Source organism: Nocardia sp. NPDC058176, assembly GCF_042883805.1.
Taxonomy (GTDB): Bacteria; Actinomycetota; Actinomycetes; order Mycobacteriales; family Mycobacteriaceae; genus Nocardia.
The window spans coordinates 741806-766592 of sequence record NZ_JBHVVA010000001.1; the positions used below are offsets into that span (position 1 = coordinate 741806).

At 67.9% G+C, this 24787-nt stretch carries 22 protein-coding genes; 12 read left to right on the forward strand and 10 right to left on the reverse strand.

Going from position 1 to position 24787, the window contains the following annotated elements; translation table 11 throughout:
• Window positions 1-36 precede the first annotated feature (36 nt).
• Window positions 37-1866 (reverse strand): acyl-CoA dehydrogenase, encoded by a 1830-nt coding sequence (locus ACFVVM_RS03560; RefSeq protein WP_387612586.1) that lies wholly within the window; start codon window positions 1864-1866, stop codon window positions 37-39.
• Window positions 1867-2080: 214 nt separating this feature from the next.
• The gene (locus tag ACFVVM_RS03565; protein ID WP_387612587.1) at window positions 2081-3283 is read right to left on the reverse strand and encodes a TetR/AcrR family transcriptional regulator; all 1203 of its coding nucleotides are present in this window, start codon (window positions 3281-3283) and stop codon (window positions 2081-2083) included.
• A gap of 369 nt (window positions 3284-3652) precedes the next feature.
• On the opposite strand from ACFVVM_RS03565, the gene ACFVVM_RS03570 reads away from it, so the two are divergent.
• The 8 genes from ACFVVM_RS03570 (at window position 3653) to ACFVVM_RS03605 (ending at window position 11550) form a co-directional block, all read left to right on the forward strand.
• Window positions 3653-4333: a lysophospholipid acyltransferase family protein gene (locus ACFVVM_RS03570; RefSeq protein WP_387612589.1), complete on the forward strand. Its 681-nt coding sequence runs from the start codon at window positions 3653-3655 to the stop codon at window positions 4331-4333.
• 108 nt (window positions 4334-4441) lie between these two features.
• Window positions 4442-5302, forward strand: a complete 861-nt coding sequence (locus ACFVVM_RS03575; protein ID WP_387616736.1) for an alpha/beta fold hydrolase — start codon at window positions 4442-4444, stop codon at window positions 5300-5302.
• Entirely contained in the window at window positions 5299-6321 is a 1023-nt protein-coding gene (locus tag ACFVVM_RS03580) for a VOC family protein (protein ID WP_387612591.1), read from the forward strand. Before ACFVVM_RS03575 ends, ACFVVM_RS03580 begins: the two co-directional genes overlap by 4 nt.
• On the forward strand, window positions 6318-8072 hold the full coding sequence (locus tag ACFVVM_RS03585) for a bifunctional 3-(3-hydroxy-phenyl)propionate/3-hydroxycinnamic acid hydroxylase (RefSeq protein WP_387612592.1): 1755 nt from the start codon (window positions 6318-6320) through the stop codon (window positions 8070-8072). The genes ACFVVM_RS03580 and ACFVVM_RS03585 overlap by 4 nt, the downstream gene beginning before the upstream one ends.
• On the forward strand, window positions 8069-8884 hold the full coding sequence (locus ACFVVM_RS03590; protein ID WP_387612593.1) for a 2-keto-4-pentenoate hydratase: 816 nt from the start codon (window positions 8069-8071) through the stop codon (window positions 8882-8884). Before ACFVVM_RS03585 ends, ACFVVM_RS03590 begins: the two co-directional genes overlap by 4 nt.
• A complete protein-coding gene (locus ACFVVM_RS03595) occupies window positions 8881-9825 on the forward strand; it encodes an acetaldehyde dehydrogenase (acetylating) (protein ID WP_387612594.1) in 945 nt (314 codons plus the stop codon). Before ACFVVM_RS03590 ends, ACFVVM_RS03595 begins: the two co-directional genes overlap by 4 nt.
• Window positions 9822-10832 (forward strand): 4-hydroxy-2-oxovalerate aldolase, encoded by a 1011-nt coding sequence (dmpG, locus tag ACFVVM_RS03600; RefSeq protein ID WP_387612596.1) that lies wholly within the window; start codon window positions 9822-9824, stop codon window positions 10830-10832. The genes ACFVVM_RS03595 and dmpG overlap by 4 nt, the downstream gene beginning before the upstream one ends.
• Window positions 10822-11550: a TetR/AcrR family transcriptional regulator gene (locus ACFVVM_RS03605; RefSeq protein WP_387612598.1), complete on the forward strand. Its 729-nt coding sequence runs from the start codon at window positions 10822-10824 to the stop codon at window positions 11548-11550. Before dmpG ends, ACFVVM_RS03605 begins: the two co-directional genes overlap by 11 nt.
• Here the strand turns inward: ACFVVM_RS03605 and ACFVVM_RS03610 are convergent.
• The 3 genes from ACFVVM_RS03610 to ACFVVM_RS03620 all read right to left on the reverse strand — a co-directional run bounded on the left by ACFVVM_RS03610 (window position 11507) and on the right by ACFVVM_RS03620 (window position 14424).
• Window positions 11507-12154, reverse strand: a complete 648-nt coding sequence (locus ACFVVM_RS03610; RefSeq protein ID WP_387612599.1) for a TetR/AcrR family transcriptional regulator — start codon at window positions 12152-12154, stop codon at window positions 11507-11509. The genes ACFVVM_RS03605 and ACFVVM_RS03610 overlap by 44 nt on opposite strands.
• A gap of 17 nt (window positions 12155-12171) precedes the next feature.
• Entirely contained in the window at window positions 12172-13215 is a 1044-nt protein-coding gene (locus tag ACFVVM_RS03615) for an amidohydrolase family protein (RefSeq protein WP_387612601.1), read from the reverse strand.
• A 120-nt stretch (window positions 13216-13335) separates the two neighbouring features.
• Window positions 13336-14424, reverse strand: a complete 1089-nt coding sequence (locus ACFVVM_RS03620) for an MlaD family protein (RefSeq protein ID WP_387612602.1) — start codon at window positions 14422-14424, stop codon at window positions 13336-13338.
• Window positions 14425-14843: 419 nt separating this feature from the next.
• Here ACFVVM_RS03620 and ACFVVM_RS03625 point away from each other — a divergent pair, with 419 nt between their 5' ends.
• Complete coding sequence (locus ACFVVM_RS03625; protein ID WP_387612603.1) at window positions 14844-15641, forward strand: hypothetical protein; 798 nt, start codon at window positions 14844-14846, stop codon at window positions 15639-15641.
• A 51-nt stretch (window positions 15642-15692) separates the two neighbouring features.
• On the opposite strand, the gene ACFVVM_RS03630 is transcribed toward ACFVVM_RS03625, so the two are convergent.
• The 5 genes from ACFVVM_RS03630 to ACFVVM_RS03650 all read right to left on the reverse strand — a co-directional run bounded on the left by ACFVVM_RS03630 (window position 15693) and on the right by ACFVVM_RS03650 (window position 20016).
• The gene (locus ACFVVM_RS03630; protein ID WP_387612605.1) at window positions 15693-16346 is read right to left on the reverse strand and encodes a TetR/AcrR family transcriptional regulator; all 654 of its coding nucleotides are present in this window, start codon (window positions 16344-16346) and stop codon (window positions 15693-15695) included.
• 107 nt (window positions 16347-16453) lie between these two features.
• Window positions 16454-17434, reverse strand: coding sequence for an alpha/beta hydrolase (locus ACFVVM_RS03635; RefSeq protein ID WP_387612606.1), 981 nt, complete (start codon window positions 17432-17434; stop codon window positions 16454-16456).
• A gap of 75 nt (window positions 17435-17509) precedes the next feature.
• Window positions 17510-18220 (reverse strand): response regulator transcription factor, encoded by a 711-nt coding sequence (locus ACFVVM_RS03640; protein ID WP_387616738.1) that lies wholly within the window; start codon window positions 18218-18220, stop codon window positions 17510-17512.
• Between the two features lie 125 nt (window positions 18221-18345).
• Complete coding sequence (locus tag ACFVVM_RS03645; protein WP_387612608.1) at window positions 18346-19056, reverse strand: hypothetical protein; 711 nt, start codon at window positions 19054-19056, stop codon at window positions 18346-18348.
• 57 nt (window positions 19057-19113) lie between these two features.
• Window positions 19114-20016: a cutinase family protein gene (locus tag ACFVVM_RS03650; RefSeq protein ID WP_387612610.1), complete on the reverse strand. Its 903-nt coding sequence runs from the start codon at window positions 20014-20016 to the stop codon at window positions 19114-19116.
• Between the two features lie 234 nt (window positions 20017-20250).
• Between ACFVVM_RS03650 and ACFVVM_RS03655 the strand changes: the two genes are divergently transcribed.
• The 3 genes from ACFVVM_RS03655 to ACFVVM_RS03665 all read left to right on the forward strand — a co-directional run bounded on the left by ACFVVM_RS03655 (window position 20251) and on the right by ACFVVM_RS03665 (window position 24544).
• Complete coding sequence (locus ACFVVM_RS03655; RefSeq protein ID WP_387616740.1) at window positions 20251-20976, forward strand: response regulator transcription factor; 726 nt, start codon at window positions 20251-20253, stop codon at window positions 20974-20976.
• A complete protein-coding gene (locus ACFVVM_RS03660; RefSeq protein ID WP_387612612.1) occupies window positions 20973-22334 on the forward strand; it encodes a sensor histidine kinase in 1362 nt (453 codons plus the stop codon). Before ACFVVM_RS03655 ends, ACFVVM_RS03660 begins: the two co-directional genes overlap by 4 nt.
• Before the next feature lie 281 nt (window positions 22335-22615).
• Complete coding sequence (locus ACFVVM_RS03665; RefSeq protein ID WP_387612614.1) at window positions 22616-24544, forward strand: nitrate- and nitrite sensing domain-containing protein; 1929 nt, start codon at window positions 22616-22618, stop codon at window positions 24542-24544.
• Window positions 24545-24787: the final 243 nt, after the last annotated feature.

Here is a 24787-nt window from a genome sequence, read left to right on the forward strand (position 1 = left end):
GCGCCGACCAGGACAGGGTGGGCGCCGGTCCCGCGGTCAGAAGGCGGCCTCGTCGAGATCCATGATCGCGGAATCGATGTCCGCGATCACGGCACGATCGGTACCGAGCCGGGGCAGCACGGTGCGGAGGAAGAAGGACGCCACCGCGATCTTGCCCGCGTAGAAGTCGCGGTCCGAGCCGGCGGACGGGAGTGCGGCCGAGGCGATTTCCGCGGCTACCAGCAGTCGCCACCCGATCAGCAGATCGCCGACCGCCAGCAGGAAACGGACCGATTCGAGCCCGACCTTGTACAGCTCCCGACTGTCGTTCGCGGCCGCGAGCAGGTGCTGGGTCAGTGTGGCGGTCATGGCCTGCACGTCGTCGAGCGCGGTCAGCAGGAGCGCGCGTTCGGCCTTGAACTCGGGTGTGCCGGATTCGGGCTGGGCGGTCGCCCGGACCTGGTCGGCGATGTGGGCCAGCGCCACACCGCGGTCGCGGGCGATCTTGCGGAAGAAGAAGTCCTGCGCCTGGATGGCGGTGGTGCCCTCGTAGAGCGAGTCGATCTTCGCGTCGCGGATGTACTGCTCGATCGGGTAGTCCTGCAGGAAGCCCGAGCCTCCGAAGGTCTGCAGCGAGTCGGTCAGGTACTGGTAGGCGCGTTCGGAGCCGACACCCTTGACGATCGGCAGCAGCAGGTCGTTGACCCGCGCGGCGAGCTCGGCGTCCGCGCCGGAGACATGCTGGGCGACTGCGGGATCCTGGTGGGCGGCGGTGTAGAGGTAGATCGCGCGCAGGCCCTCCGCGTAGGCCTTCTGCATCATCAGCGACCGCCGGACATCCGGGTGGTGGGTGATGGTCACCTTCGGTGCGGTCTTGTCGGCGATCTGCGTCAGGTCGGTGCCCTGGACGCGGGTCTTGGCGTACTCCAGCGCGTTCAGGTAGCCGGTCGACAGGGTCGCGATGGCCTTGGTGCCGACCATCATCCGCGCTTCCTCGATGACCTGGAACATCTGCGCGATGCCGTTGTGGACGTCGCCGACGAGCCAGCCCTTGGCGGGGATGCCGTGGCCGCCGAAGGTGAGTTCACAGGTGGCCGAGGCCTTGAGCCCCATCTTGTGCTCGACATTGGTGACGAACACACCGTTGCGGTCACCGAGTTCGCCGGTCTCGGAGTCGAAGTGGAACTTCGGCACCAGGAACAGGCTCAACCCCTTGGTGCCGGGGCCTGCGCCCTCGGGGCGGGCCAGGACCTGGTGGATGATGTTGTCGGACAGATCGTCGGCATCGGCCGAGGTGATGAACCGCTTGACGCCCTCGATGTGCCAGGAGCCGTCCTCCTGCTGGACCGCCTTGGTGCGGCCCGCGCCGACGTCGGAGCCCGCGTCGGGCTCCGTCAGGACCATGGTCGCGCCCCAGCTCTTCTCGACGGCGATCCTGGCCCAGCGGCGCTGTTCTTCGGTGCCGATGTGGTCGACGATATCGGCCATACCGGGACCGGTGAGGTACATCCACGCCGCCGGCTGGGCGCCCAGAATGAGCTCGCTGATCGCCCAGGCGAGCATGCGAGGCGCCGGAATGCCGCCGATGGCCTCGGATTTCGCGATGCGCCACCATTCGCCGTCCTGCCACGCCCGGACCGAGCGCTTGAGCCCCTCCGGGAGCCGCACGGTGTGAGTCGCGGGATCGAAGTGCGGTGGGTTGCGGTCGGCATCGGCGAACGACGCGGCGGCCGGGCCCTCGGCGATCCGCGCCGCTTCGACCAGCATCGTGCGCACGGTGTCGCGGTCGAGGTCGCTGAACGCGCCGCTGCCCAGCACGTCCGCCAGACCGAAGACCTCGAGCAGATTGAACTCGAGGTCTCGGACATTGCTCTTGTAGTGGCCCACGGCCGAGTCCCTTCGACAGGCCGGTCGAGACGACCGGAGTGAGGTGGAATGCGCGGATCCGATGCGCGCCGTGGGCCATTGTGGGTGCGCGCCGAAGCGCTACGCAACCGTAAGTTATTCGCGACTAAGCAGGTTCAATCTGAGAGCCGCTGGTACCAGATCATGAGATCGGTGTTCTCGCACCAAGTTGACCATCGCTAAGCTGAAGAGCGAATCAGTCGTGCAGCGCGATCCGGTCACCGATGGCGATCAACGCGCCCGAGAGATTCCGGTGGCCGAGGGCGCGCGGGTTGCGCACGGCGTCGATCACGACGGTGCCGATCGCCTGGACGAGGACCCGGGCCTCCGGGAGCGGCAATTCGGCATGGGCCGTCTGCAACAGCCGGGCCCAGTTCAGGATGCCGTCGCGATGGATCCGGCGGTAGCGCGTGGCCTGCGGTTCCGGCAGATGTCCGACCTCGCTGACGGTGGTACCGAGCAGGTCCGGCTGCTGGAGCGCGAATCCCACGAACGATTCCATCAGCAGATGTACCGCCTCGCGCGCGTCCCGGCCCTCGGCCAGCGCGCGGGAGGTGTAGAGGCCGATCCACTGCTCGTTGCGCACGATGATCTCGTTGAGCAGGTCGGCCTTGCTCGCGAAGTGGTGATACAGCGCGGGTCCGCGCACGCCGACGGCGGCGCCGATGTCTTCGATGCCGACCGCGGCATAGCCTCGCGTGTTGAACAGGCGCGCCGCCGCGCCGATGAGGCGCTCGGGCCGGGCGATTCGTTCGAACTCGGGGGACAGCGGTGGTGCCGGACGCGACGTGCGGGGCGAGGTCCCGCCCGGAGGCAACTCGGTGGTCAGCAGCCGCAGGATCGCGGCGTCGAGCACCGAGACGAATGTCGTCGGCGGCAACTGCTGGCGGTGGTACGACGGGCTGACCGCCACCGAGAGAATGCACCAGCTCAGCAACTCGACATCATGGTCGGGGAGCTCTGGGCGCCGCGTGCGCACCGCCCGGCGCAGGTAGCCGGTCAATCGCACCGCACGGATCAGCACCGAAGAGCGGTGCGCGGCGGTGAGGTTGCGGAACTCGAGCTGCCACAGCCTCGGCAGCCCACGCAGCTCGAGCGCGATGGCGACGAGTTCCTCGAAGACCCGATGCCCGCTCGCGTCCTGGACCGCGGCGGCTTCCAGTCGGGACACCGTCGCGTCCATGCCGGACATCAGGCAGTGGCCGAGCAACTCCTGCTTGTTGCGGAAATGGCGGTACAGCGCCGCCGAGGAGATCCCGACGGCGGTGGCGATCTCGGCCATGGACGTGCCGTGGTAGCCCGCCCGGGCGAAGGCGTCGGCGGCCGCGGTGAGGATGGTGGCGCGGCGGTCGCGTGGACGTCGGCGAATCGCGTGGTCGCCCGGGGTGCTGGTGCTCATCGTCTCCCAGTCTGGCGTACCCGGGCTGTGCCGTCGGGGGGCGGCCACTGCACGGCCTCGTCGTCCGATGGCGTGCGCGACCGGTCCCAGTGGGTGAACTCACAGCCATATGAATGAGGCGATCAAATATGATCAAAACATCAATGTTGCGATCATCGACACGAGTGCTGTGCAGTGTCCAATTCACAGCGCGGGGACAAGCGCGGGAAGTGAGAAGTAGTGTCTGACAGTGGTGTTCAGCCGCTTCACGATGAGTCGTTCGACGACGCGCCGCAGGGTGGGAAGGGGGTCGAATCCGCGCGGGCACCCGTTGCCGTGAGGATTCTGCTCGGGGCGTTCCGGTGGTATCACCGCCACGAAGTAGGGGGCGTGCTCGAACCGGCACCGGGGCCGTCGCTGTTCGTGGCCAACCACGGCTTCGGCGGCGTCTTCGATCTGAGTGTACTGGCCGCGCGATCGGCCTATGACCGCATCGGGGATCGGCGACGGGCGGTCGTCCTGACGCATCACATGGCCTGGGTGATCGGGCTCGGCCCGTTGCTCGCCAAGATGGGGGCCGAGCCCGCGACCGGTGAGAACGCCCGGGCGGCCCTCGCGCGTGGCGAGCATGTCCTCGTGTTTCCCGGGGGTGATGTCGACGCGTTCAAGTCGTGGGGCGAGCGCAACCGGATCATCTTCGACGGGCGGACCGGCTTCGCGCGGCTGGCGATCCAGGCGGGGGTGCCGATCGTTCCGGTGGTCACCTCGGGGGCGGGGGAGTCGCTGATCTGCCTGTCCGATGGTCGTGCGCTGGCGCGCTTGCTTCGCCTCGACAAGGCGCTGCGACTCAAGCGGCTCCCGATCACGCTGTCGTTGCCGTGGGGGCTCACCGTCGGCATCGCGGGGCTGTTCCCCTACATCCCACTGCCGACCAAGGTTCGGACCGCGGTGCTGCCTCCGATGTGGCCGGAAGGTGGGGAGTCGCCGGGGGAGTTCGCCGACCGGGTGCGTCGGGTGATGCAGGACGAGATGGATCGCCAGACCGTGAACCGTGTCCCGCTGCTCGGATGAGAACCGGTCAAACCACCAGTTCTGAGTATTTCATCAGAAACACTTGACGTGGACTCGATCGAAGGTGATGATATTATCAACTTCACTGGGAGGTACATCGTGACAAGCATCGACAAGGGAGTCGACACCGGGCGCACGGTCCAGGTCGGCAACCGCGAGATCTACTTCACCGAGTTCGGTTCCGGCCCCGCGGTCGTGCTGCTGCACGGCGGCGGCCCCGGCGCGACCGGGCTGTCGAACTACTCGCGCAACATCGAGGCGCTGGCGGAGCACTTCCGGGTGCTCGTGCTCGACATGCCGGGCTACGGCCGGTCGTCGAAGTACATCGACCAGTCCGATCCCTTCGGCTACCTGGCACGCGTGCTCGGCGAGTTCCTCGACGTCTTGCAGATCGACTCGGCACACCTGATCGGCAACTCCTACGGCGGGGCGGCGGCGCTGCGGCTGGCGATGGACCGCCCCGGCAAGGTCGGCCGCCTGATCCTGATGGGCCCCGGCGGCATCGGTTCCACGCGTGCCCTGCCGACCCAGGGCCTGCAGGAGCTTCTCGCGTATTACCCCGGCAGTGGCCCGAGCCGCGAGAAGATCATCCGCTTCATCCGTGAGTTCCTGGTGTACGACGGTGCGACGGTGCCGGACGAAGTGATCGAGGAGCGCTACCGGGCCAGCATCGACCCCGAGGTCGTGGCCAACCCGCCGCTGCGCCGGCCCTCGGGTCTGTTCGCCCTGCGCACGCTCTGGCGGATGGACCTCACCCGGGATTCGCGCCTGAGCGAGGTGGCGCACCCCACGCTGGTGGTGTGGGGCGAGGACGACAAGGTCAACCGGCCGTCCGGGGGCAGGATGCTCGCCGAGACCATGCCCAACTGCGACCTGTACCTGGTCGCGCGCACCGGGCACTGGGCGCAGTGGGAGCGGGCCGAACTGTTCAACACCCTCGCGATCGCGTACCTGAAGGCGGAGCGATGAGCGGCCCCGTCCCCGGCGACGGGTCGGTCTTCGGGGCGGTGCACATGGGCTACATCGTCGTGGAGTCGGCGCGGCTGGGCGAGTGGCGTCGGTTCGGCGTCGACGCGATCGGCATGCACGCCGACGACGTCGACAGCTCCACGCTGCGGTTCCGGCTCGATGATCACGCGTGCCGGTTCCTGGTGGAGCGGGGTCCGCAGGAGGACGTGACGGCCGTCGGCTGGCAGGTCGACGATCACGAAACCTTCGACCGGATCGTCGCGCGGGTGTCCGATCGCGGCGTGCCGATCTCCGAAGGCAGCGCCGAGGACGCGGCCCGCCGCGGTGTGGAGCGTCTGTGGCGGTTCGCCGGCCCCAAGGGGATCTGGCAGGAGATCTTCACCGTCCCGGTGACCACGCCCGAGCCGCTGCGCATGCTCAGCTCCGGGTGGGTGACCGGCGAGGCCGGGATGGGGCACGTCGCGATCGTGTCGAGGGAACCGGAATCGCTGCGAGGCTACTACGAGACGGTCTTCGACTCCCGGCTCAGCGACTACATCGACGAGAACATCTCCGGCCTCAAGCTCAAGATCCGGTTCCTGCGGGTCAACGAGCGGCACCACTCGATCGCGATCGCCAACGTCCGGGGCGTGAAGATCGATCCGATCCGAACCCGGGTGCAGCACATCAACATTCAGTCGGGCTCGCTCGACGACGTGCTGGCGGCCTACGAGCGGGTCACCGATCTCGGCTTCGGGATGGCGTGGTCGGTGGGCCAGCACTCCAATGATCGTGAGCTGTCCTTCTACAGCATCACCCCGTCCGGATTCGAACTCGAGGTCGGCTGGAATCCGATCGTGTTCGGTCCGGAACGCGAATCGACGTGGGAGCCGACCACCTACCAGGGCATCAGCATCTGGGGCCACACCCCGGTCGGCGAGACCGTGCTGGACAAGTTCACCCAGTTCCGGCAGATCGTTCGGACCCTGCGGACACCCGAGATCACAGTTCCCCAACTCACCGGAGGCATGGCGCGATGACATCGTTCGACTACGACGTGGTGGTCGTCGGATTGGGGCCCACCGGGCTGACCCTGGCGAACCTGCTCGGCCGTCGCGGCGTGCGGGTGCTGGTACTCGAGCGTGAGCCGGAGTTCTACGGCCTGGCGCGGGCTGTCTACACCGACGACGAAGGCATGCGGATCTTCCAGACCGCCGGTGTCGCCGACGAAGCCTCGGCGCAGATGAACCTCGACTGCACCGTGCAGTGGGTACGCAGCGACGGCACGGTGCTCGCCCAGTTCAACCAGGCCTCGCGCCCGCTGGGCTGGCCGGTGGCCAACTTCCTGTACCAGCCCTATCTGGAGAACACCCTCGAGAACGCCCTCGAGCGGTATCCGCACGTGACGGTTCGCCGCGGCCGGGAGGTCCTCGGCTTCGATCAGGACGCCGACGGTGTGCTCGTGCGGCATGCCGAGTGCCGGGGGACCGGGTACGGCAAACACGCCGCCGATACCGATGCGGCCACCTCGGAAGAGGTACGGGCGAAGTTCCTCGTCGGCTGCGATGGCGGCCGCAGTGTGGTGCGCACGCAACTGGGCATCGATATGACCGGCACGAGCTACCCGGAACGCTGGCTCGTGGTCGATCTGCTCGCCAACGACGGTGTCGACGCGTTCCGGCATCTGCCGTATTTCAACTTCGTCTGTGATCCCGAGCTGCCGACGGTGTCGTGTCCGCAACCCGGTGGACACCACCGATTCGAGTTCATGCTCGACGACGAGCAGACCAAGGAGCAGATGGAAGACCCCGACCAGGTCCGAAGTCTCATCGCCCACTACGTCGATCCCGACGAAGTGCAGGTCCTGCGCAAACTGGTCTACACCTTCAACGCCGTGGTCGCCGACCAGTGGCGTGAGGGACGCGTCCTGCTCGCCGGCGACGCCGCGCACATGACGCCCCAGTTCATCGGCCAGGGCATGAACTCCGGTGTCCGCGACGCCGACAACCTGTCCTGGAAGCTCGGCGCCATCATCCAGCACGGTGCGAGTCTCGATCTCCTCGACAGCTACGAGACCGAGCGGCGGCCCCACGCCAAGGCGATGATCGATCTGTCGGTGCTGAACAAGAGCCTCGTCTCGATCGACAACAAGCTCGCCGCGGGCGCCCGCGATGTCGCCCTGGCCACCGCGCTGAAGGTCCCCGGACTCAACACCTGGATCCGGGAGGCGAAGATGAAGCCGTCCCCGCGGTTCAAGCGCGGCGCCTACTTCGGGCTCCCGCGCAAGTTGACGCGCGGCGTCGAGGGCACGCTGGCACCGCAGCCGGAGATCCGCACCTTCGACGGCCGCCACCAGCGCCTCGACGACGCGCTCGGACTCGGCTTCGCCGTCGTCGGCTACGGTGTCGATCCGCGTGCGGGACTCAGTGTCGCCCAGCGCAACGCCTTGCAGATACTCGGCACGCAGTTCGTGACCGTGTACGCGACCGGTGGCCGTCCGCAGGGCGAGCCGGGCGAGGCCCGGGTCGCCGCCACCGACTACGCCGACGTCGAGGACCACACCGGGGACATGGCCCGGTGGTTCGCCAAAGCCGGTGTCGCCCAGGGCGGCACGGTCCTGCTCCGCCCGGACCGGTACGTGTTCGGAACCAGTGCGAAATCCGACGCCACCGAGCTGGTCACCGCGCTGCTGGCCCGCCTCGCCGTCACCCCCGCGATGCTGACCGCGAACCACAACCCCCTGCGCGTCGTGGCGTCCGCCGCGCCGAGCTCCCTGGAGGAAGCCCGATGACCACGACCATCGAACTGCCCGCCGTCCTCGCCGCCGCCGAACGACTGGCGACCGCGACGGAGCTGGGCGTGCCCGTGGCCGCGGTGCGCGACCTGATCGGTGCCGACGACGTGGACCAGGCCTACGCGGTGCAGAGCCTGGGCACGCGCCGGCGGATCGACGAGGGCGCCCGCGTCGTCGGGCGCAAGATCGGCTTGACCTCCACGGCGGTGCAACGCCAGCTCGGTGTCGACCGGCCCGACTTCGGCGTGCTCTTCCACGACATGGACGCGGGCACGACGGCGCTGTCCGGGCGGCCGAGGCTGTTGCAGCCCAAGATCGAGGCCGAACTCGCCTTCGTCCTCGGTGCCGATCTGACCGGTGACCACCTCGATCCCATCACCGTGCGTGGCGCCGTCGACTACGCCGCACCCGCGCTCGAGATCGTGGACAGCCGGATCGCGGGCTGGGACATCACCTTCGGCGACACGGTGGCCGACAACGCGTCCAGTGGCTGGTTCGTGCTCGGTGAACAGCGGCTCTCGCTCGAGGATTTCGAGCCGCGCGAGATCACGATGGCCATGCGCATCGATGGCGAGATCGTCTCGCGCGGAAAAGGCGTGGACTGCCTCGGCGACCCCCTGCTGGCGCTGGCCTGGCTCGCGCGCACCGCCCAGGCGCTGGGAGATCCGCTGCGCGCGGGCGAGATCGTGCTCTCCGGCGCGCTGGGGCCGATGGCGCCGCTGGCGCCCGGCGCGCGGGTCCACGCCGAACTGACACAGCGTTCGGGGCCGCTCGGCACCGTCGACTTCACCCTGGAGGAACAGCGATGAGCCGCACCAAAGTCGCCGTCATCGGATCGGGCAATATCGGCACCGACCTGATGATCAAGGTCTTGCGCCTGTCGGACACACTCGAGATGGCCGCCATGGTCGGCATCGACCCGGACTCCGACGGGCTCGCCCGCGCAGGCCGGTTGGGTGTGCAGACCACCTCCGAGGGAGTCAAGGGTCTGATCGGGCTCCCGGATTTCGATGACATCGAGATCGTTTTCGACGCCACCTCGGCGGGCGCGCACAAGGCCAACGCCGCCGCCCTCGCCCCCTTCGGCAAACGCCTGATCGATCTGACGCCCGCCGCGATCGGCCCGTTCGTCGTTCCGGCGGTGAACCTCGATGAGCACGTGGCGGCCGACAACGTCAACATGGTCACCTGTGGTGGTCAGGCGACCATTCCGGTGGTCGCGGCCATCGCCCGGGTCACCGCGGTGCCCTACGCCGAGATCGTCGCCTCGATCGCGTCGAAATCCGCCGGCCCCGGCACCCGGGCCAATATCGACGAGTTCACCGAGACCACCTCGACCGCGATCGCCGCGGTGGGCGGCGCCGAGCGCGGACGCGCGATCATCGTGCTCAACCCCGCGGAACCGCCGCTGATCATGCGCGACACCGTGTTCGCGCTCATCGACACCGCCGACACCGAGGTCCACGCGCGGATCAAGGAGTCGATCCTGGCCATGGTGGCCGACGTCGCCGCGTATGTGCCGGGCTACCGGTTGAAGCAGGGCGTGCAGATCACGCCCGTCGAAGCCGGAGCTCCGCTGCGCACCCTCGTCGGCGACACTCCGGTCACCCACCAGGTCAGCGTCTTCCTCGAGGTCGAGGGTGCCGCCCACTACCTGCCCGCCTATGCCGGCAATCTCGACATCATGACCTCGGCCGCCGTGCGCGTCGCGGAGCGGATCGCGGCATCCACGAAGGAGAGCGTCCGATGAGCCCCGAAATCTTCCTGCAGGACGTCACCCTGCGCGATGGGATGCACGCACTGCGGCACCGCATCGATCCCGCCACGGTGGCCCGGATCGCCGCCGCGCTCGATGCCGCGGGCGTGGACGCGATCGAGGTCGCCCACGGTGACGGGCTGCACGGCGGCAGCCTCAACTACGGGCCGGGCAGCCACACCGACTGGGAATGGCTCGAAGCCGCCGCGGGCGCGGTGCAGTTCGCCCGGCTGACGACGCTGCTGCTGCCCGGCATCGGCACCATCGAGGACCTGCGCCGCGCGTTCGATCTCGGCGTGCGCTCGGTCCGGGTGGCCACCCACTGCACCGAGGCCGACATCTCCGCCCAGCACATCGCCTACGCGCGCGAACTCGGCATGGACGTGTCCGGCTTCCTGATGATGAGCCACATGAACAGCCCGGAGGGTTTGGCCGACCAGGCGAAACTCATGGAAACCTATGGCGCGCACTGCGTCTACGTCACCGACTCCGGCGGGCGGCTCACCATGAACGGTGTCCGCGACCGCGTCCGCGCCTACCGGAATGTGCTCGAATCCGGCACCGAGATCGGCATCCACGCCCACCAGAACCTCTCGCTGTCGGTGGCGAACAGTGTCGTCGCGGTGGAGGAGGGGGTGACCCGAGTCGACGCGTCCCTGGCCGGACTCGGCGCCGGTGCGGGCAATACTCCGCTCGAAGCGTTCGTCGCGGTCGCCGACCTCACCGGCTGGGAACACGGTGCGAACCTCGACCAGTTGACCGACGCGGCCGACGACCTGGTCCGGCCGCTGATGGATCGGCCCGTCCAGGTCGACCGCGAGACGCTGACGCTCGGCTACGCCGGCGTCTACTCGAGCTTCCTGCGCCACGCGGAGAACGCCTCGGCCACCTACGGCGTGGACGTGCGCACGCTGCTCACCGTCGCCGGCCGGCGCGGGCTTGTCGGCGGCCAGGAAGACATGATCGCCGATATCGCGCTCGACCTGGTCGGTGATCACTGAGACTTCCGGCTCGCGCGGACCGGAAGGTGACGCGGTCCCGGCTTTTGTCACAGGAGGCCGGGACCGCCGTCCCCACGAGTCGGAACACGCCGATGTCAGGCGGTACGGCGGTCAGCCCGTCGCGACGCGCAAGGCGCGGCGACGGAGTCGGTTCCTGGACGCGGCCACCCGCATCTGCGCGGAGCGCGGCAGTTTCGGCTGCTCGCTCAGCGATGTCTGTGCGTCGGCGTCGCTGTCGAAGCGGCAGTTCTACGAGGAATTCCACACTCTCGACGAGGTGCTCGTCGCGGCCTATGCCCGGATCCAGGACAGGGCGGCCGTCGCGGTGGCACGCGCGCTCGCGGACCAGACCGGGCCCGCCGAACCGGTCGCGGCACTGCGCGCCGCCCTGACCGCCTATTTCGCCGCGATCGAGAGTGAGCCGTACGGCGCCAGGTTCGCCCTGCTCGAGGTGAGCGGTGTCGGTGAACTCGCGCAACAGCAGTGCCGGGCGCACGCCCACCGATGGGCGGGACACATCCAGAGTTTCCTGGCGGCGAGCGGTTCACGTCCGTCCGACGACACCGTCGCGCTGCTGACCGCGACAGTCAACGCTGTCGCGCGCGAGGGCCTCTCGTGCGAGCTGCCGCCGTCGAGCCTGGTCGAGCTCCTGACGAACATGGCGATGCCGGTGATTACGCGAGGGGCTTCGGCAGATCACGGGGCAGCGGATTCGTAGCCAGCCGCTCGGCGGCCTCCTTGGACATCCCGAACATGCGCAGCACCCGGCTGGTCACCTGATCGGTCAGTTCCCCGGCATCGGCGCCGGGCGTGCGATCCAGTAGCTGGAGCAGTCCGAGCAGCGCCCCACCGGCAGCCATCATGGCCATCTCGACATCCATCGGGTCGAACCTGCCCGCCTGCTGCGCGGCCGCGATGTCGCGGCGCGCGCGGGGAGCGAGGCCCTCGTCGCGCACGAGGATCGATGTGCCCGAGTGCAGGATCACGCGGACGCCTTCGGGAAAATCGCGCTGCATGCGGCCCGTCATCCGGAAACTCACCGCGAACACCTCCGCCGGGTCCTCGTAGGCCGCGACCACGCCGTCGCGCAGCACGCCATAGGTGTTCAGCACCGCGCGCACGGCTTCCTCGAACAGCTCGTCCTTCGAGGAGAAGTGGTTGTAGAACGACCCGAATCCGACATCGGCGGCATCGGTGATCTCCTGGATGCTGACCGCGGTCCGCCCCTCGGCCAGCAGTGCGGTCGCCGCGGCCAGCAGCGCGTTGCGGGTGCGTGCCCGTCGCCGGTCCACCCGATTCCTGGTAGTGGGTTCGGCTGTCATCGAACCTTCCTCCCGGCCTACGATCGTGGACCGATCGCCCGCGCGATGCCACGGAACGCCTGGCGCCGAATCGTGCTCCGAACCCGGTTCAGCACCGGCGTCGACGGTGCGATGGCCGGGGCGGCACCGAAACGGGGGAACAGGGTGAGTGCGTTGACGCGCTCGACGCCGCGGCGCTGGGTGTCGTCGAGACCCGCGTAGGCGTCGAGGCCGCCGCCGAAGTAGAGCACCGCCGGATCGGGGGCGAAGGGCCAGTCGCTGCCGTAGAGGACGTGGCCGGGCCGGGCGAACGACAGCAGGCTCGGCAGCGCCGACGCGCTCGAGGACAGCGCGGTGTCGAAGTAGAACCCGGCGAACTCGTCGATCAGGTCGGCCGGGCTCACTCCGGTTTCGCTGAAAATGGTGAGCGCCAGCCGGTGGGCCGCGTAGGGGACGAAGCCGCCACCGTGCGACAGGATGAACTTGATGTTCGGGTACCGGCGTCGAATCCCGTTGCGCACCAACAGGTAGGCGGCCCGGGTGGTGTCGAGAAGGAAGTCCGCGGCGAAGGGCAGGATCCCGGGAACCGGCTCGCCGGGAAGATCCGCCGGGTGCACCAGAACGACCGCGCAACGGTCGTCGAGCGCGCGGAAGAGTTCGTCCTGGCCCTCGGTGCCGAGATAGTGCCCCGCGGAGTTCCCGAGCAGCACCACTCCGTCGGCGCCGAGCGTATCGAGGGCTCGCTCGGCTTCCAGCCGGGACGCTCGCACGTCGGGCATGGGCAAGGTGGCCATGAATCCGAGCTGCCCCGGGTGGGCGGCCGAGATCTCGGCGGAGTAGTCGTTGAGGGCCCGGGCCAGCGTCGTGGCCTCGGCGGGATCGGTCAGGAAGGTGGTTCCGGGTGTCGACGCCGACAGGATCGCCGAGCCGATCCTCGCGGTCGCCATCAGGCTCAGAGCGGACTCCGGCGACCAGTCCGGCAGGTCCCGGCCACCCGGGGCGGTGATGCCGTGGCGGCGCAGCGCGTCGCGATAGACCGGCGGGATCATGTGCTGATGCACGTCGATACGGTCCGCGTTCATCGGGTCCTTCCGTTCATGGTGGACAGATCTGCGGCCACACCATCGACACTTATGTGATGATAGTATCAGTTACGATGATGTCCTATCTATAGTGATGAAAATGTCAGCGCAGGGTGCGGGCTACTCGGTCAGCCCCAGCAGGGCGGCCGTGAGTCCGTAGTCAGGGCCGAATTCCTGCATGTTCCCGGAGCGGCAGCCGTCCGCGCGCATCTGGATCCGCTCGCAGAAGACGCTGATGATCTCGCCCGACAACGCCGACCCGATCAGCACGTGCGTGCGGAAGTAGCGGCCGTCCTTGTCCATGGTCGCATCGAGGTTCTGCATGAGCAGCGGGAGCAGGTCGACCAGTTCGATCAGCGCGCCGGAGTTGTCGCGCAGCTGATTGGTGACGTTGGTCAGGCCGGTCAGCGAGGCGGACAGCTCGTCGGCGTGCACACCGAAGGTCGTCGAGGTGTTGGCCAGGAACTGGTTGAGCTGATCCAGGGTCGCCTGCAGACCGGGGGCCTGCTCGGCCAGCAGCCCGGACATGGCGGTCATCCGGTCGCTGAAATCGCGCACCGACTGATCGTTGTCGGCCAGCATCGTGGTCAGCTCGTTGAGCTTGATGATGATATTGGAGATCGCGTCCTTGTTGTCGACACCGACCTTCAGCGCGTTCGAGAGCGCGTCGAGGGTTTCGCGGATCTTCTGCCCGTTGCCGTCGAGCACCGGGTAGAGCGCCCGGCCCGAGAGCGGACCGAGCCCCTCCTGGCCCTCCTCGGGCTCGAGCGAGGCGGCGAACTGGTCGATGGTCTTGATCATCGTGTCCAGCTCGACCGGGGTCCTGGTCCGCGCGAGCGGGAGGTGATCGCCGGATTCGAGGGTGTCGCCGCCGGTGTAGGGCGGGCTGATGTCGATGTGGCGGTCGGTGACGATCGAGGGCGAGATGATTGCCGCGATGGCGTCTTTCGGGATCTCGACACCTGCGTCGACGGTCATGTGGACCTCGACGTAGGTGCCCTTGGGGACGATCTTGTCGACCTTGCCGACCGCGAGGCCGAGGACCGTGATCTCGTTGCCCTCGTACATGCCCGCGATGTTCTCGAAATCGGCCGTGATCTTGGTGGGCGGCGTCGATGTCGGCAGGGCGGAGCAACCGCCGAGGGTGAGGACGGCTGCTCCGCCCGCGACGCACAGCCAGCGGAACCCGGCCTTCTTTCTGCCCAGCATGAACGGGTCCCTTCGCGCTACAAGAAATGATGATGTGATCACAGATGATAGAACCATCGGAACGGTCTGGTGATGAAATCATCAAAATATGCCCGGGCGTCCGACCTGGATCGGGATGACTCCCGTCACTCTCGATGCGGCATCGTTGCGGTTTATGGAACTGACCATCATTATTGATGAAACAGTCATAAACTATCGCCCGGTCGGCGCGCTGCTCCATGCCCCGCACCGGCGGAAGGGACCGGGTCGAGATGTCGAACCTGCGGCGCGTAGTCGCCCTGCCTGCGATCGGAGTCGTGTGCTCCGCGTCACTGTTGATCTCCGGGTGCGGAATCGGCGTACCGGGAGGATCGCAGGAGTCCGGTGCAAGTTCCTCGGTCGCGACGTCGCCCCGGACGACGAGTCCCGTCGCAGCGGAGGTGGTCGCCCCGGACGACGCCGGCCATCGGTGGGCGGCCGCCGGTTCGGCCGCCCTGACCCCCGGGATCCAAGCGAACACGCACGGAGGCGGGCAGTGCACGACGAACTACGTGTTCGTCGACGACAGCGGCCGGGTCTACCTCGGCCAGTCCGCGCACTGCGCCGGAACGGGCGGATCCACCGAAACCGACGGATGTACGGCCACCAGCCGGCCGCTCGACACCACGGTCGATTTCACCCGCCGTGGCTCACTCCGGTCCGAGGGCACCACCATCGGCACCGGCCGGCTGGCCTACAGCAGCTGGCTGACGATGCAGCAACTCGGCGAAGCGGACCCGAATGCCTGCGCGTACAACGACTTCGCGCTGATCGAGATCGACCCCGGCCTCATCGATCAGGTCAATCCGAGCGTGCCGTACTGGGGCGGTCCCACCGGTCTCAACACCACCGGCACACCCGAGGGCGACCACGTCTACAGCTATGGCAACTCGAGAATCCGGGGTGGCCTCCCCGGGCTGTCGCCGCAGCGAGGTGAGAGCTTGGCCGATGACAGCTCCCTCGGCGGGTGGACCCACGCCCTGAAATCGCCGACGCCCGGCATCCCGGGTGACAGCGGAAGCGCCTTCCTCGACGCCGAAGGACGGGCGGTGGGCACGCTCTCCACATTGGGGCTCGGGCTGCCCATCATCAACAATGTCGGCGACATCAGCCGCGAGCTCGCCTACGCGCGAGCGCATTCCGGGATTTCCGGACTGCGCCTCGTGCTCGGAACCGAAGAGTTCGACCCGAACCGGTGACACCTGTCGGCATCTGTCCCGTCCGGACCAGGTGCGGGTCTGGTCCCCGACCTAGAGGGGCAGATCGGGGTCGGCGGGCAGCTGGGGGAGTGGTCCGGAGCTGAGGCGCTGCGCGGTCCGCTTGTTCACGCCGAACATGCGCAGCGTTCGATACGTCATGTCGTCGGCGAGCGCCGCGGCGTCCGCATCCGGATCGGCGTCGAGCAGTTGCAGCAGTCCCAGCAGCGTTCCGCCCGCCGCCATGACGGCCAGATCGGGATCCATCGGTTCGAAGCGCCCCGCCTCCTGTGCGGCCACGATGTCCTGACGGGCACGGGGCGCGAGCCCCTCGTCGCGCAACATGACGCCCATGCCGGAATTCAGGATGACGCGCACCATCTCGGGAAGTCGGCGCTGCAGCCGTCCGGTCAGCCGGAAGCTGACCGCGAAGACCTCGGCCGGGTCGTCGTAGCGAGCCACGACCTGGTCGCGCATCGTGCTGTAGACGTTCAGCGCGGACCGCACGGCCTCGTCGAAGAGCTGTTCCTTGGAGTCGAAGTGGTTGTAGAAGGAGCCGAAACCGACGTCCGCGGCGTCGGTGATCTCCTTGATGCTGACCGCTGACTTGCCCTCGGACAAGAACTTCCGCGCAGCGCCGAGCAGCGCGTTGCGCGTGCGTTCCCGGCGACGATCGGTCCGCGTGGGTGTGGTCTGCTCGGCTGTCATCTGCCCTCCACCTCGAGTTGCCGCAGCAATCATAACTGATCGGATATTCAGTACCGATGCGTGCGACTCGTGGCGTGGATGGCGGTCGACCATCACGAAGGGTCGGCTCAGCCGATGGCACCGGACAGAACGGGCAGCATCTTTACGACCTGGGCTTCCCAGTACGGCCAGGCGTGGACACCCGAGGAGGGGAAGTCGTAGGTCACGGTGGTGGCGCCCAGCGATTTCATGCGTGTCTGGAACGACCGCGAGTTGGTCAGGGACAGCGTTTCGAGTGCCGAGCCCTCCGCGGCCTGCTTGCTCGGCTCCCCGGCCTCGGACGGGACGCCGTTCGCGGCCGACACCCACAACGTGGTCCCGTTCCGGATGAGAGCGGGGGCGAGGAACATGGGATCCATCCGCTGCCATTTGTCGGAGGTCGGCGAGCTGATCATGCACGAGATGTTGTACCCACCGGCTTTGACCATGGCGGCCGAGATCGCTCCGCGCATGCCCGGAGCCGACGGGTTCAGATATCCGGACAGGGACGCGGCATAACTGAACTGGGCCGGGTGATGAGCGGCGAGCGCGAACGCGGCGCTACCACCCATCGAGAGTCCGATGACACCGTTGCGCGTCGGGGACAGGCCGAGCCGTTCGTGCAGTGCGGCGGGCAGGACACGGGTCAAGAATGTTTCCCAGGTGTAGGTGTAGGACTTCCCCGGCCCGGTATCGGTGTCGGGTGCGGAATCACCGGCTATTTCGGATACGGCGCCCTCCGGAAGGTAGGACGGGCGGTCCCAATCCATGTAGAAACTGGATTGTCCGCCGACCGGCAGCACGACATTGATGTTGTTCTCGGTCAGCGTCCTGGCGACCTCGGTTTCGATCTCCCAGCCGTTGAGGTCCTCACGTGCCCACATTCCGTCGAGGGCGTAGACCACGCGCTGGGTGTTTCCGTCGGCCGCGCGGAATACGCGGGTCTTGACGGGGCCCATATCGGAGTCGACCCAGAAGTCGACGCCGGCCGGATCGAACGCGGCGTTCGCCCGTGGTGTCGCTACGAGCAGAAACGCGAGGGAGGCGAACAGGGTCAGCCACAATGTCATTCGGGAGAGCGCGATCAACGCTTCGTCTCTTTCCAGGGTTGTCGGAGCCGGTTCGATACCGGTCACCGGGAGGAATCAATTCATGTCGCTTCGTAGCACGTACCCCGTGCCGTGAATGGTATGGATCAATCGGTCGTTGTCGCCGAATTCCAGCTTCCGCCGGAGATGGGAGATGAACACCTCGACGACATTGCTCTTCGTCGGGAAGTCGTAACCCCAGACGAGTTCGAGGAGTTGCTCGCGGCTCACGACCTGACCACGATGTTCGGCCAGTACCCGCAGGAGTTCGAATTCTCGGCGCGTCAGCGAGACCGGCGAGCCGGAGATCGTCACCCGCCGTGACGATTCGTTGATCAGCAGTGGTCCGATGCCGACCATCGGCGTACGGGGCAGCCGCGGGCCGTGGGCGCGCCGGAGCACCGCCCGCAATCGAGCGGCGAGTTCTGCCAGGACGAACGGCTTCACCAGGTAGTCGTCAGCGCCCGCCTCGAGTCCTTCGACCCGGTCGGTGAGGTGGGCGCGGGCGCTGAGAACGCAGATCGGCACGTCGCTGCCCAGTGCGCGGAGTGCGCGGATCACACCGAGTCCGTCGAGATTCGGCATCTGCATGTCGAGGACCAGGGCGGAGGGCGGGCGGCTCGTGAACGCGCGGATCGCCGCTATGCCGTCGATGGCTGTGCTCACCTCGAAACCGAGCAGCGTCAGTCCGCGCTCGAGGGATTCGCGAATGTGCTCGTCATCGTCGACGACGAGGATCGGACCCTGCGGCTGGTACTCGACAGTCATCGGCGCGGCGAGTTCCGGCACGGTCCCTCCCATCCATAGCGACTCTGTTCGGGGTCACCTCGAGGTGGGACCCGCGACGGGCGCCGGGCGCGCGGGATCCACCGCGCGCCCGGCTCCTCCGACCGCTACTTCGCCTGCTGCTCGCTCTGCACCGACGGCTGGTTGATCGTGGTGTAGTACTGGACCGCGGCGTAGATCGCCACGGGCGCGGCGATGAGCAACTGTCCCGCCAGCACACCGAGGAAACCACCGGCCGCCACGCCCGCGATGCAGCCCTGCACCTCGGACGGGAGTCCACCGAACATCGTCGCGAGCGCGCCGGTCAGTGCCGCGCCGGTCGCGCCACCGATGACGCAACCCACCGCCGCGCCGCCGATTCCGCCGGCCATGGCGCCGATCGAGGCGCCGAGTCCGATCGTGCTCGTCATACGGGCCCAGGCGTCGCGCTCACGGTCGTAGTCGTTCTTCCAGGTGGCCTGGTCCTCGTAGGGCAGGGCGACCGGCTCGTAGTGGGCCTTGTCCAGGGTGAACTGCGGGGTGAGCGTCGCGGTGCGTTCGCTGATCCGCGCGTCGATGGGGAAGACGAATTCGTCGACGCGGAACTTCAGTTCGGTACCGGCGAGGACCTTGCCGTCGGGTGCCTTCACCTTCAGGGCGCCGTCCTCGACGACCAGCGAACCCGCGTCGATCTGGACGAGCGTGGACGTGTCGGTCGTGGTCGTCGTGTAGTTCACGACGCCCAGGTCCTCGGCCGGGCCGGCGTAGGCCGTCCCGGTGCCGGTGGCCAGCACGCCGATCAGGATCGCTGAGACGGCGGTGAGGTGTTTGATGCGCATTTCTGTTCCTTCTTCGTGGCGGAGATTTCCCGGGGAGGGTCTGGTGGGTGGGTTTGATCAGCCGAGCGCGGACAGCCAGTCGTGCAGCCAGGTGACGGCGGTGTGCCGGCCGTCGACGGGGTAGCTGCCGTAGGACATGTGCGTTCCGGATCCGTAGAAGTGCGCGAGTTGACGCGCGCGTTCGTCGCGGGCCTGGTCGGTGAGCTCGCCCTGTTCGTCGGCGGATCGCAGGGCGGTCAGCATGTCCGCCGCTCTGCCGCGGTAACGGGGCAGATCGTCGGGGTGGTCGGCGGAGACCCCGGCCAGGGCGCTCGCGATGGCGGTGACGAAGTCCTCGTCGTCGGTCGAGCAGTACAGATCGCCGACGGCGCAGATCGTGCGGACCCGAGCCGTGATCGAGCCGAATCCGTCGGGGCGTGGCCCTCGGACGCCGACGCCGCGGGCGGGCGGGCCGACCTGGGTATCGGCCCGCGACCGCTGGGGATCGGAGAGCAGGCCGACGGCCTTCACCCGATCCGGCGACACGACCCCGCCGCCCCTGCCGATCTCCGCCGCCAGATCACCGGCGGCGTCGGCACCCTGGCTGTAGCCGACCAGGGCGAAATCGGTGCCGGAGCAGCGGTCGGCGATGGTTCGCATCATCTCGCGCGCGGTGTCGACGGCGACCTGCTGTGAGGCGCCGTAGACCTTGCCCTCCCAGGGGAAGGCCGTCGCGGGATAGTCGACATAGGCGACCTGTTGGCTCGCGGGGAGGCCGTCGGTGACGCCGGCGAGCATGCCGGGGCCCGTGGTGTGCCGGGCTTCGCCGGTCTCCCAGGTGCCCGGGATCGCGATGACGGTGAGACCGGCGCAGCCCGGATCCGCGGCGGCGCTGCCCGTCACCGTGCCGGGGACGGTCGTGAGCGCGATGGCCGTACCGGCGGCCAACGCGATGGCCGCGGTGTGCATGTTCGTCCGCACCGGTCTTGCTCCTTCGGCGGTCGTCTCTGAGGGTCGGCAGGAGCGTGACCGGCGTCATCGGCGGAACTTCGTCCTGGTGGTATAAAACGTCACAGATGATCAACTGATCAGTCAATCGTCGTCAGAGAACTCTCAAGCAATCGGTAAACCTCCGACAGGAAGCGTTTCGACCGGCAGAGGAGGTGAATTCAGGTGAACGCAGCAACCACGGCGCGAACGGTGCGGCCGCACGACGTGGACGCCCGCGAGGGTTCGGCCGCTCCGGGTGAGGGCGGGACGGTGCTGGTCGTCGACGACGACGCCGACGTTCGTGAATCGCTGGAACGTGGCCTGCGGCTCAACGGCTTCGCGGTGTGTACCGCGGCCGACGGTGCGGCCGCGCTGGCGGCGACCCGCGAGCAGACGCCCGACGTGGTGGTGCTCGACATCGAGATGCCGGGACTGGACGGGTTGGGCTTCATCACCGCGCTGCGCGCCTTCGGCAACGACGTGCCCATCTGCGTGGTGAGCGCTCGCACGCGGGTATCGGACCGGGTCGAAGGCCTCGAGCTGGGCGCCGACGACTATCTGACCAAGCCGTTCGACTTCGTCGAATTGACCGCGCGGTTGCGTGCGCTGCTGCGCCGCCGCGGCAGTGGCTGGAGCACCGCGCAGGAGTCGGTGGCCGTCGGGATGTTGCGGGTCGAGTTCGCGGCGCGGCGGGTGACGGTCCGTGGCCGTGAGATTCCGCTGACACGGCGGGAATTCGAGCTGATCAGTGTCCTGGCCACCCATCACGGGGAGGTCGTGACCCGCGACCGGCTGCTGGAGACGGTGTGGGGTTACGACTTTCGGCCGCAGACCAATGTCGTGGATGTCGTCGTCGGGCACATTCGCCGCAAACTCGAAGAAGACGGCGCGCCCCGCCTCCTGCACACGGTGCGCGCCGTCGGGTTCGTTCTCCGGGAGGAAAGGTCGTGAGGGGGAATCTCTCGCTGCGAACGCGGGTCGCGGTGGCGGCGGCGACGGGAACGACGCTCGTCGTCGGCGTGCTCGCGGTCTTCCTGTTCGTCGCGATCGAGCGGAACAACATCAGGCACGTCGACGAGCAATTGGACATCATCACCGACCTGGTCGAAGCGAATGTCGGTACCGCGCAACTGTTCATCGGCAGCGTGCGCGACGGCGGCTTCGCCGCGATCACCTTGCACCAGGACGGTGCCGTTCTCGCCAGCACGTCCACGCGACTGCCGGAGCTGCCCGACGGGCACCAGACCCTGGTGCTCGACGATGCCGGTTACCGCGTCAAGACCATGGTGGTGGAGCAGTCGCCGATCGGCCCACACCTCGTATCCGTGGCCGCGCCACTGTCCGCGGCGGAATCGGTGACCCGGGAGCAGCGCAGGCACGTCCTGCTCGCCGGGGTGGCGGCGATCGCGGTGGCATCGGGATTGGGCTGGCTACTCGGCGGCCGGGCGATCCGGCCACTCATCGACCTGACCCGCCGGATCGACGCGGGTGATGAATTGCCCGAGGCGAAAGGGTGGTTCCGTGTGCGGGAGGCCGATCGGCTCGCCGGTTCGGTCCGGTCGATGCTCGCGCGGATCGACTCCGCGCAGCAGCGCACGATCTCGGCTCTCGAGACGGCGCGCACGTTCGCGAACACGGCCGCCCATGAACTCCGCACCCCGCTGACCGCCATCCGGATGGACATCGAGATCGCGCGGGATGTCGAGCTGGTGCCCGCCGAGCGCGCGCAGATCCTCGGCGACGCGCTGCGCAAACACGGCCGGGTCGAATCGACGCTCGTGGCGCTGGAACTGCTCGCCGCCGGTGAACTGACATCGCGCCACATCAGTGAACCGGCCGACCTGGTCGAGCTGGCCTACTCGGCCGTCGCGGACGCGGCGCGGACCCATCCGGAGCTCCACCTGGTCGTCTCGGGCGAGGAACGAGCGGACTGCCACTGTTCTCCGGCCGGGATCCGCCTGATTCTCGACAACGCGATCACGAACGCGGTCCGCCACGGCCGCGCCACCCGAATCGAGATCTCGGTCCACCGAACCGGCGACGGATTCCTGCTGGCGGTCGATGACAACGGCGCCGGGCTGCCCGAGGACGAACGAGACGTGGTGTTCGGTCGATTCCGGCGGGGCTCCGGCGCGGCGCGGGAAGGATCGGGCCTCGGCCTCGCCCTGGTCGCGCAGCAGGCCGAACTACACGGCGGACGCGCGGAACTGATCACGAGCCCGCTCGGTGGCCTGCGGCTCGCCGTCGTCCTCGCCTGCCCCGATCCCCGAGGTGCCGACGTAGCGGAGATGTCCGGCCGAGTCAGGTAGCGCACCAAGGGCAACCCACACGTGAGCGCGATCCGGCGCACTGGCTTGCGACCCGGGACGCGGGCATGACACTCTCACGACGCCACTTGACTGATGTTTGCATCGCATGTGATTCTCTCATCAACTGATGGGAGTGGGCAATGAAGGACCAGCAGGAATCGAACGTGCGACGAGCCCGATTCCTACGCACCCGGGGTGGCCGGACCCACACTCCGATCCGCCACGACCCGCCCGCGCACCCAGCAAAATCGAATCCGCTGACAGGAATTCGCGCACGGGTGATGGCCGTCGTGCTCATCCCGAGCATCGTGTTCGCTACCGTGGTGATCGCGGTAGGCCTGCACCTCGTCGAGGAGAACCGGCAGAACCGGGCGTGGGCCGAACTCATCCTCCGCGTGGCGCCGCAGGCGGTGGACTTCAGCGAGGCCATGCTGCAGGAGCGTCGACTCGCGATGGTTCGCGTCGCACACCCTGGGCTCGGCTCCGACGAGCTCAACGCCCAGCGCCTCCGCGTCGACGCCGCCGGGACGGCACTCCTGGAGGCCGCATCGTCACTCAGCGAACTCACCACCGGAGCGTTCGACGCATCCGCGCACCAGCTGCGTGACACGGTCCGCCGACTCGGCGCCGTGCGCGCGCGGACCGACAGCGGCACCTCGACAGTCGACGAGGTGTACCAGGCATACAGCCTGCTCACCGCGACCGGGGGAATCGCGGTCGGGGCGTTGGTCCCCAGGGCTCCCGACGTGGACAGCGCCATCGCCTTGACCACGACCGCGACATTGTTGCGCACCGCCGACGCCATCTCCGCGGTGCACGCACTCGTCGCGGCCGCCGACGCCGAGACAGCACTCGATCAGGTCGCCTTGCAAGCGTTCGCCACCAGGGTCGGCGCCTACCACGCCGACCTGGACTCACTGGCTCACAAGGACGATCCCACCATCCGGCAGAGGCTCGTGCAACTGACCTCCAGCCCGCAGTGGAGACAACTGGTCGAGTTCGAGAACGCCGTGCTGGCCAGAGGCGCCGCCCCCTCGGAGCGCGACGACCCCACCGGGCCGCTGCCCACCGATTCCGCCGCGGCACAGCAGACATTGGGACTGATGGTGAACGGCTTGTTGACGCTGTGGCGCACCAACTTCGTCGGCGTCCAACAGCGAGCGACCGACATCGCGGACAACGCCGTGCGCACCTCCGCACTGACCGTGCTCGGCGCGCTGATCATCGCCGCCGTGACCTTCGTTCTGACCTCATGGTTGGCGAGCGGACTCATTCGACGACTCCGACGCCTCCGACTGCACACGTTGGCCGTCGCCGACACCGAGCTGCCTGCGATCATGGCCCGGATCAATGCTGGTGAGGCGATCGATCTGACCTCGGCGCTGCCTCCGTCCGACTTCGGTGACGATGAAATCGGACAGTTGGCAGCGGCTTTCGATACCGCACAGCGCGCGGCGGTGTCCGCGGCGATGGCCGAAGCCCGGACCCGCGGCGCGGTCAACGCGATCTTCTTGAACCTCGCACACCGCAGCCAAGCCATGGCGTCTCGCCAGCTGGAAGTCCTGGATGCCGCGGAAGCCCACGAGGAAGACCCGGACAAGATGGAGCTGCTGTTCAAACTCGACCATCTGGCCACGCGCGAACGCCGTAACGCCGAGAATCTGATCATCCTCGGCGGTGAACGTCCAGGACGGCAATGGCGATATCCGGTGCCGCTCAGCGACGTCGTGCAGGGGGCGATCACCGAGTCCAAGGACTACACGCGCGTCACACTCCACCGTTTCCCCGATGTCTCGGTCAACGGCGGCGTCGTCGCCGACATCATCCACCTGCTGGCCGAGCTGGTCGAGAACGCCACCTACTTCTCCTCCACGACCGCACCCGTCACGGTCTCGGGCGGACTTGTGAAGGGTGGCGCCGTCGTCGAGGTCGCCGACCGGGGGCGGGGACTGTCCCGGCAGGAACTGCACCGAATCAATCGAATTCTCGACAGCCCACCGGATTTCGGCATCATGCATCTTTCCAGCGACGCCCGCATGGGTTTGATCGTGGTCTCGATCCTCGCCGGCCGCAACGAGATCAAGGTTCGACTCACCGAGTCGGACCACGGCGGAGTAACAGCGACCGTGTTCCTACCTCCCACCTTGCTCGATCAGAGATCGCCTTCTGCGCCCGTCGGCGCCGGTGGCACACGCCCGCTGCTCCGGTAGGCATCACAGGCGCGCACGATGTGCCGACGCTCGGTCCTGCTCGGATCCGGGACCCGCAGTGCTCGGCCCTCGCGGCGCAGGAAGACCTGCCGCGGTCGATCGCTTGCCGCAACCGACGTCGTTGACCGGTTCGGTGTCGAGGACGTCGTGTAGGACGGCGATGTCGGGCCGGTCGAACCGAAACTGTGGGGTTCTGTGTGACCTGGCTGAACGACGTCAGTGGCGCGACACGATAGAACCCCC

Bases quoted from the DNA above. Each gene is read 5' to 3' on its own strand.
- ACFVVM_RS03565 (WP_387612587.1), bottom strand. From the start codon at position 3,283: ATGAGCACCAGCACCCCGGGCGACCACGCGATTCGCCGACGTCCACGC.
- ACFVVM_RS03580 (WP_387612591.1), top strand. From the start codon at position 5,299: ATGAGCGGCCCCGTCCCCGGCGACGGGTCGGTCTTCGGGGCGGTGCAC.
- ACFVVM_RS03585 (WP_387612592.1), top strand. From the start codon at position 6,318: ATGACATCGTTCGACTACGACGTGGTGGTCGTCGGATTGGGGCCCACC.
- ACFVVM_RS03590 (WP_387612593.1), top strand. From the start codon at position 8,069: ATGACCACGACCATCGAACTGCCCGCCGTCCTCGCCGCCGCCGAACGA.
- ACFVVM_RS03595 (WP_387612594.1), top strand. From the start codon at position 8,881: ATGAGCCGCACCAAAGTCGCCGTCATCGGATCGGGCAATATCGGCACC.
- dmpG (WP_387612596.1), top strand. From the start codon at position 9,822: ATGAGCCCCGAAATCTTCCTGCAGGACGTCACCCTGCGCGATGGGATG.
- ACFVVM_RS03610 (WP_387612599.1), bottom strand. From the start codon at position 12,154: ATGACAGCCGAACCCACTACCAGGAATCGGGTGGACCGGCGACGGGCA.
- ACFVVM_RS03615 (WP_387612601.1), bottom strand. From the start codon at position 13,215: ATGAACGCGGACCGTATCGACGTGCATCAGCACATGATCCCGCCGGTC.
- ACFVVM_RS03620 (WP_387612602.1), bottom strand. From the start codon at position 14,424: ATGCTGGGCAGAAAGAAGGCCGGGTTCCGCTGGCTGTGCGTCGCGGGC.
- ACFVVM_RS03630 (WP_387612605.1), bottom strand. From the start codon at position 16,346: ATGACAGCCGAGCAGACCACACCCACGCGGACCGATCGTCGCCGGGAA.
- ACFVVM_RS03635 (WP_387612606.1), bottom strand. From the start codon at position 17,434: ATGACATTGTGGCTGACCCTGTTCGCCTCCCTCGCGTTTCTGCTCGTA.
- ACFVVM_RS03640 (WP_387616738.1), bottom strand. From the start codon at position 18,220: ATGACTGTCGAGTACCAGCCGCAGGGTCCGATCCTCGTCGTCGACGAT.
- ACFVVM_RS03645 (WP_387612608.1), bottom strand. From the start codon at position 19,056: ATGCGCATCAAACACCTCACCGCCGTCTCAGCGATCCTGATCGGCGTG.
- ACFVVM_RS03665 (WP_387612614.1), top strand. From the start codon at position 22,616: ATGGCCGTCGTGCTCATCCCGAGCATCGTGTTCGCTACCGTGGTGATC.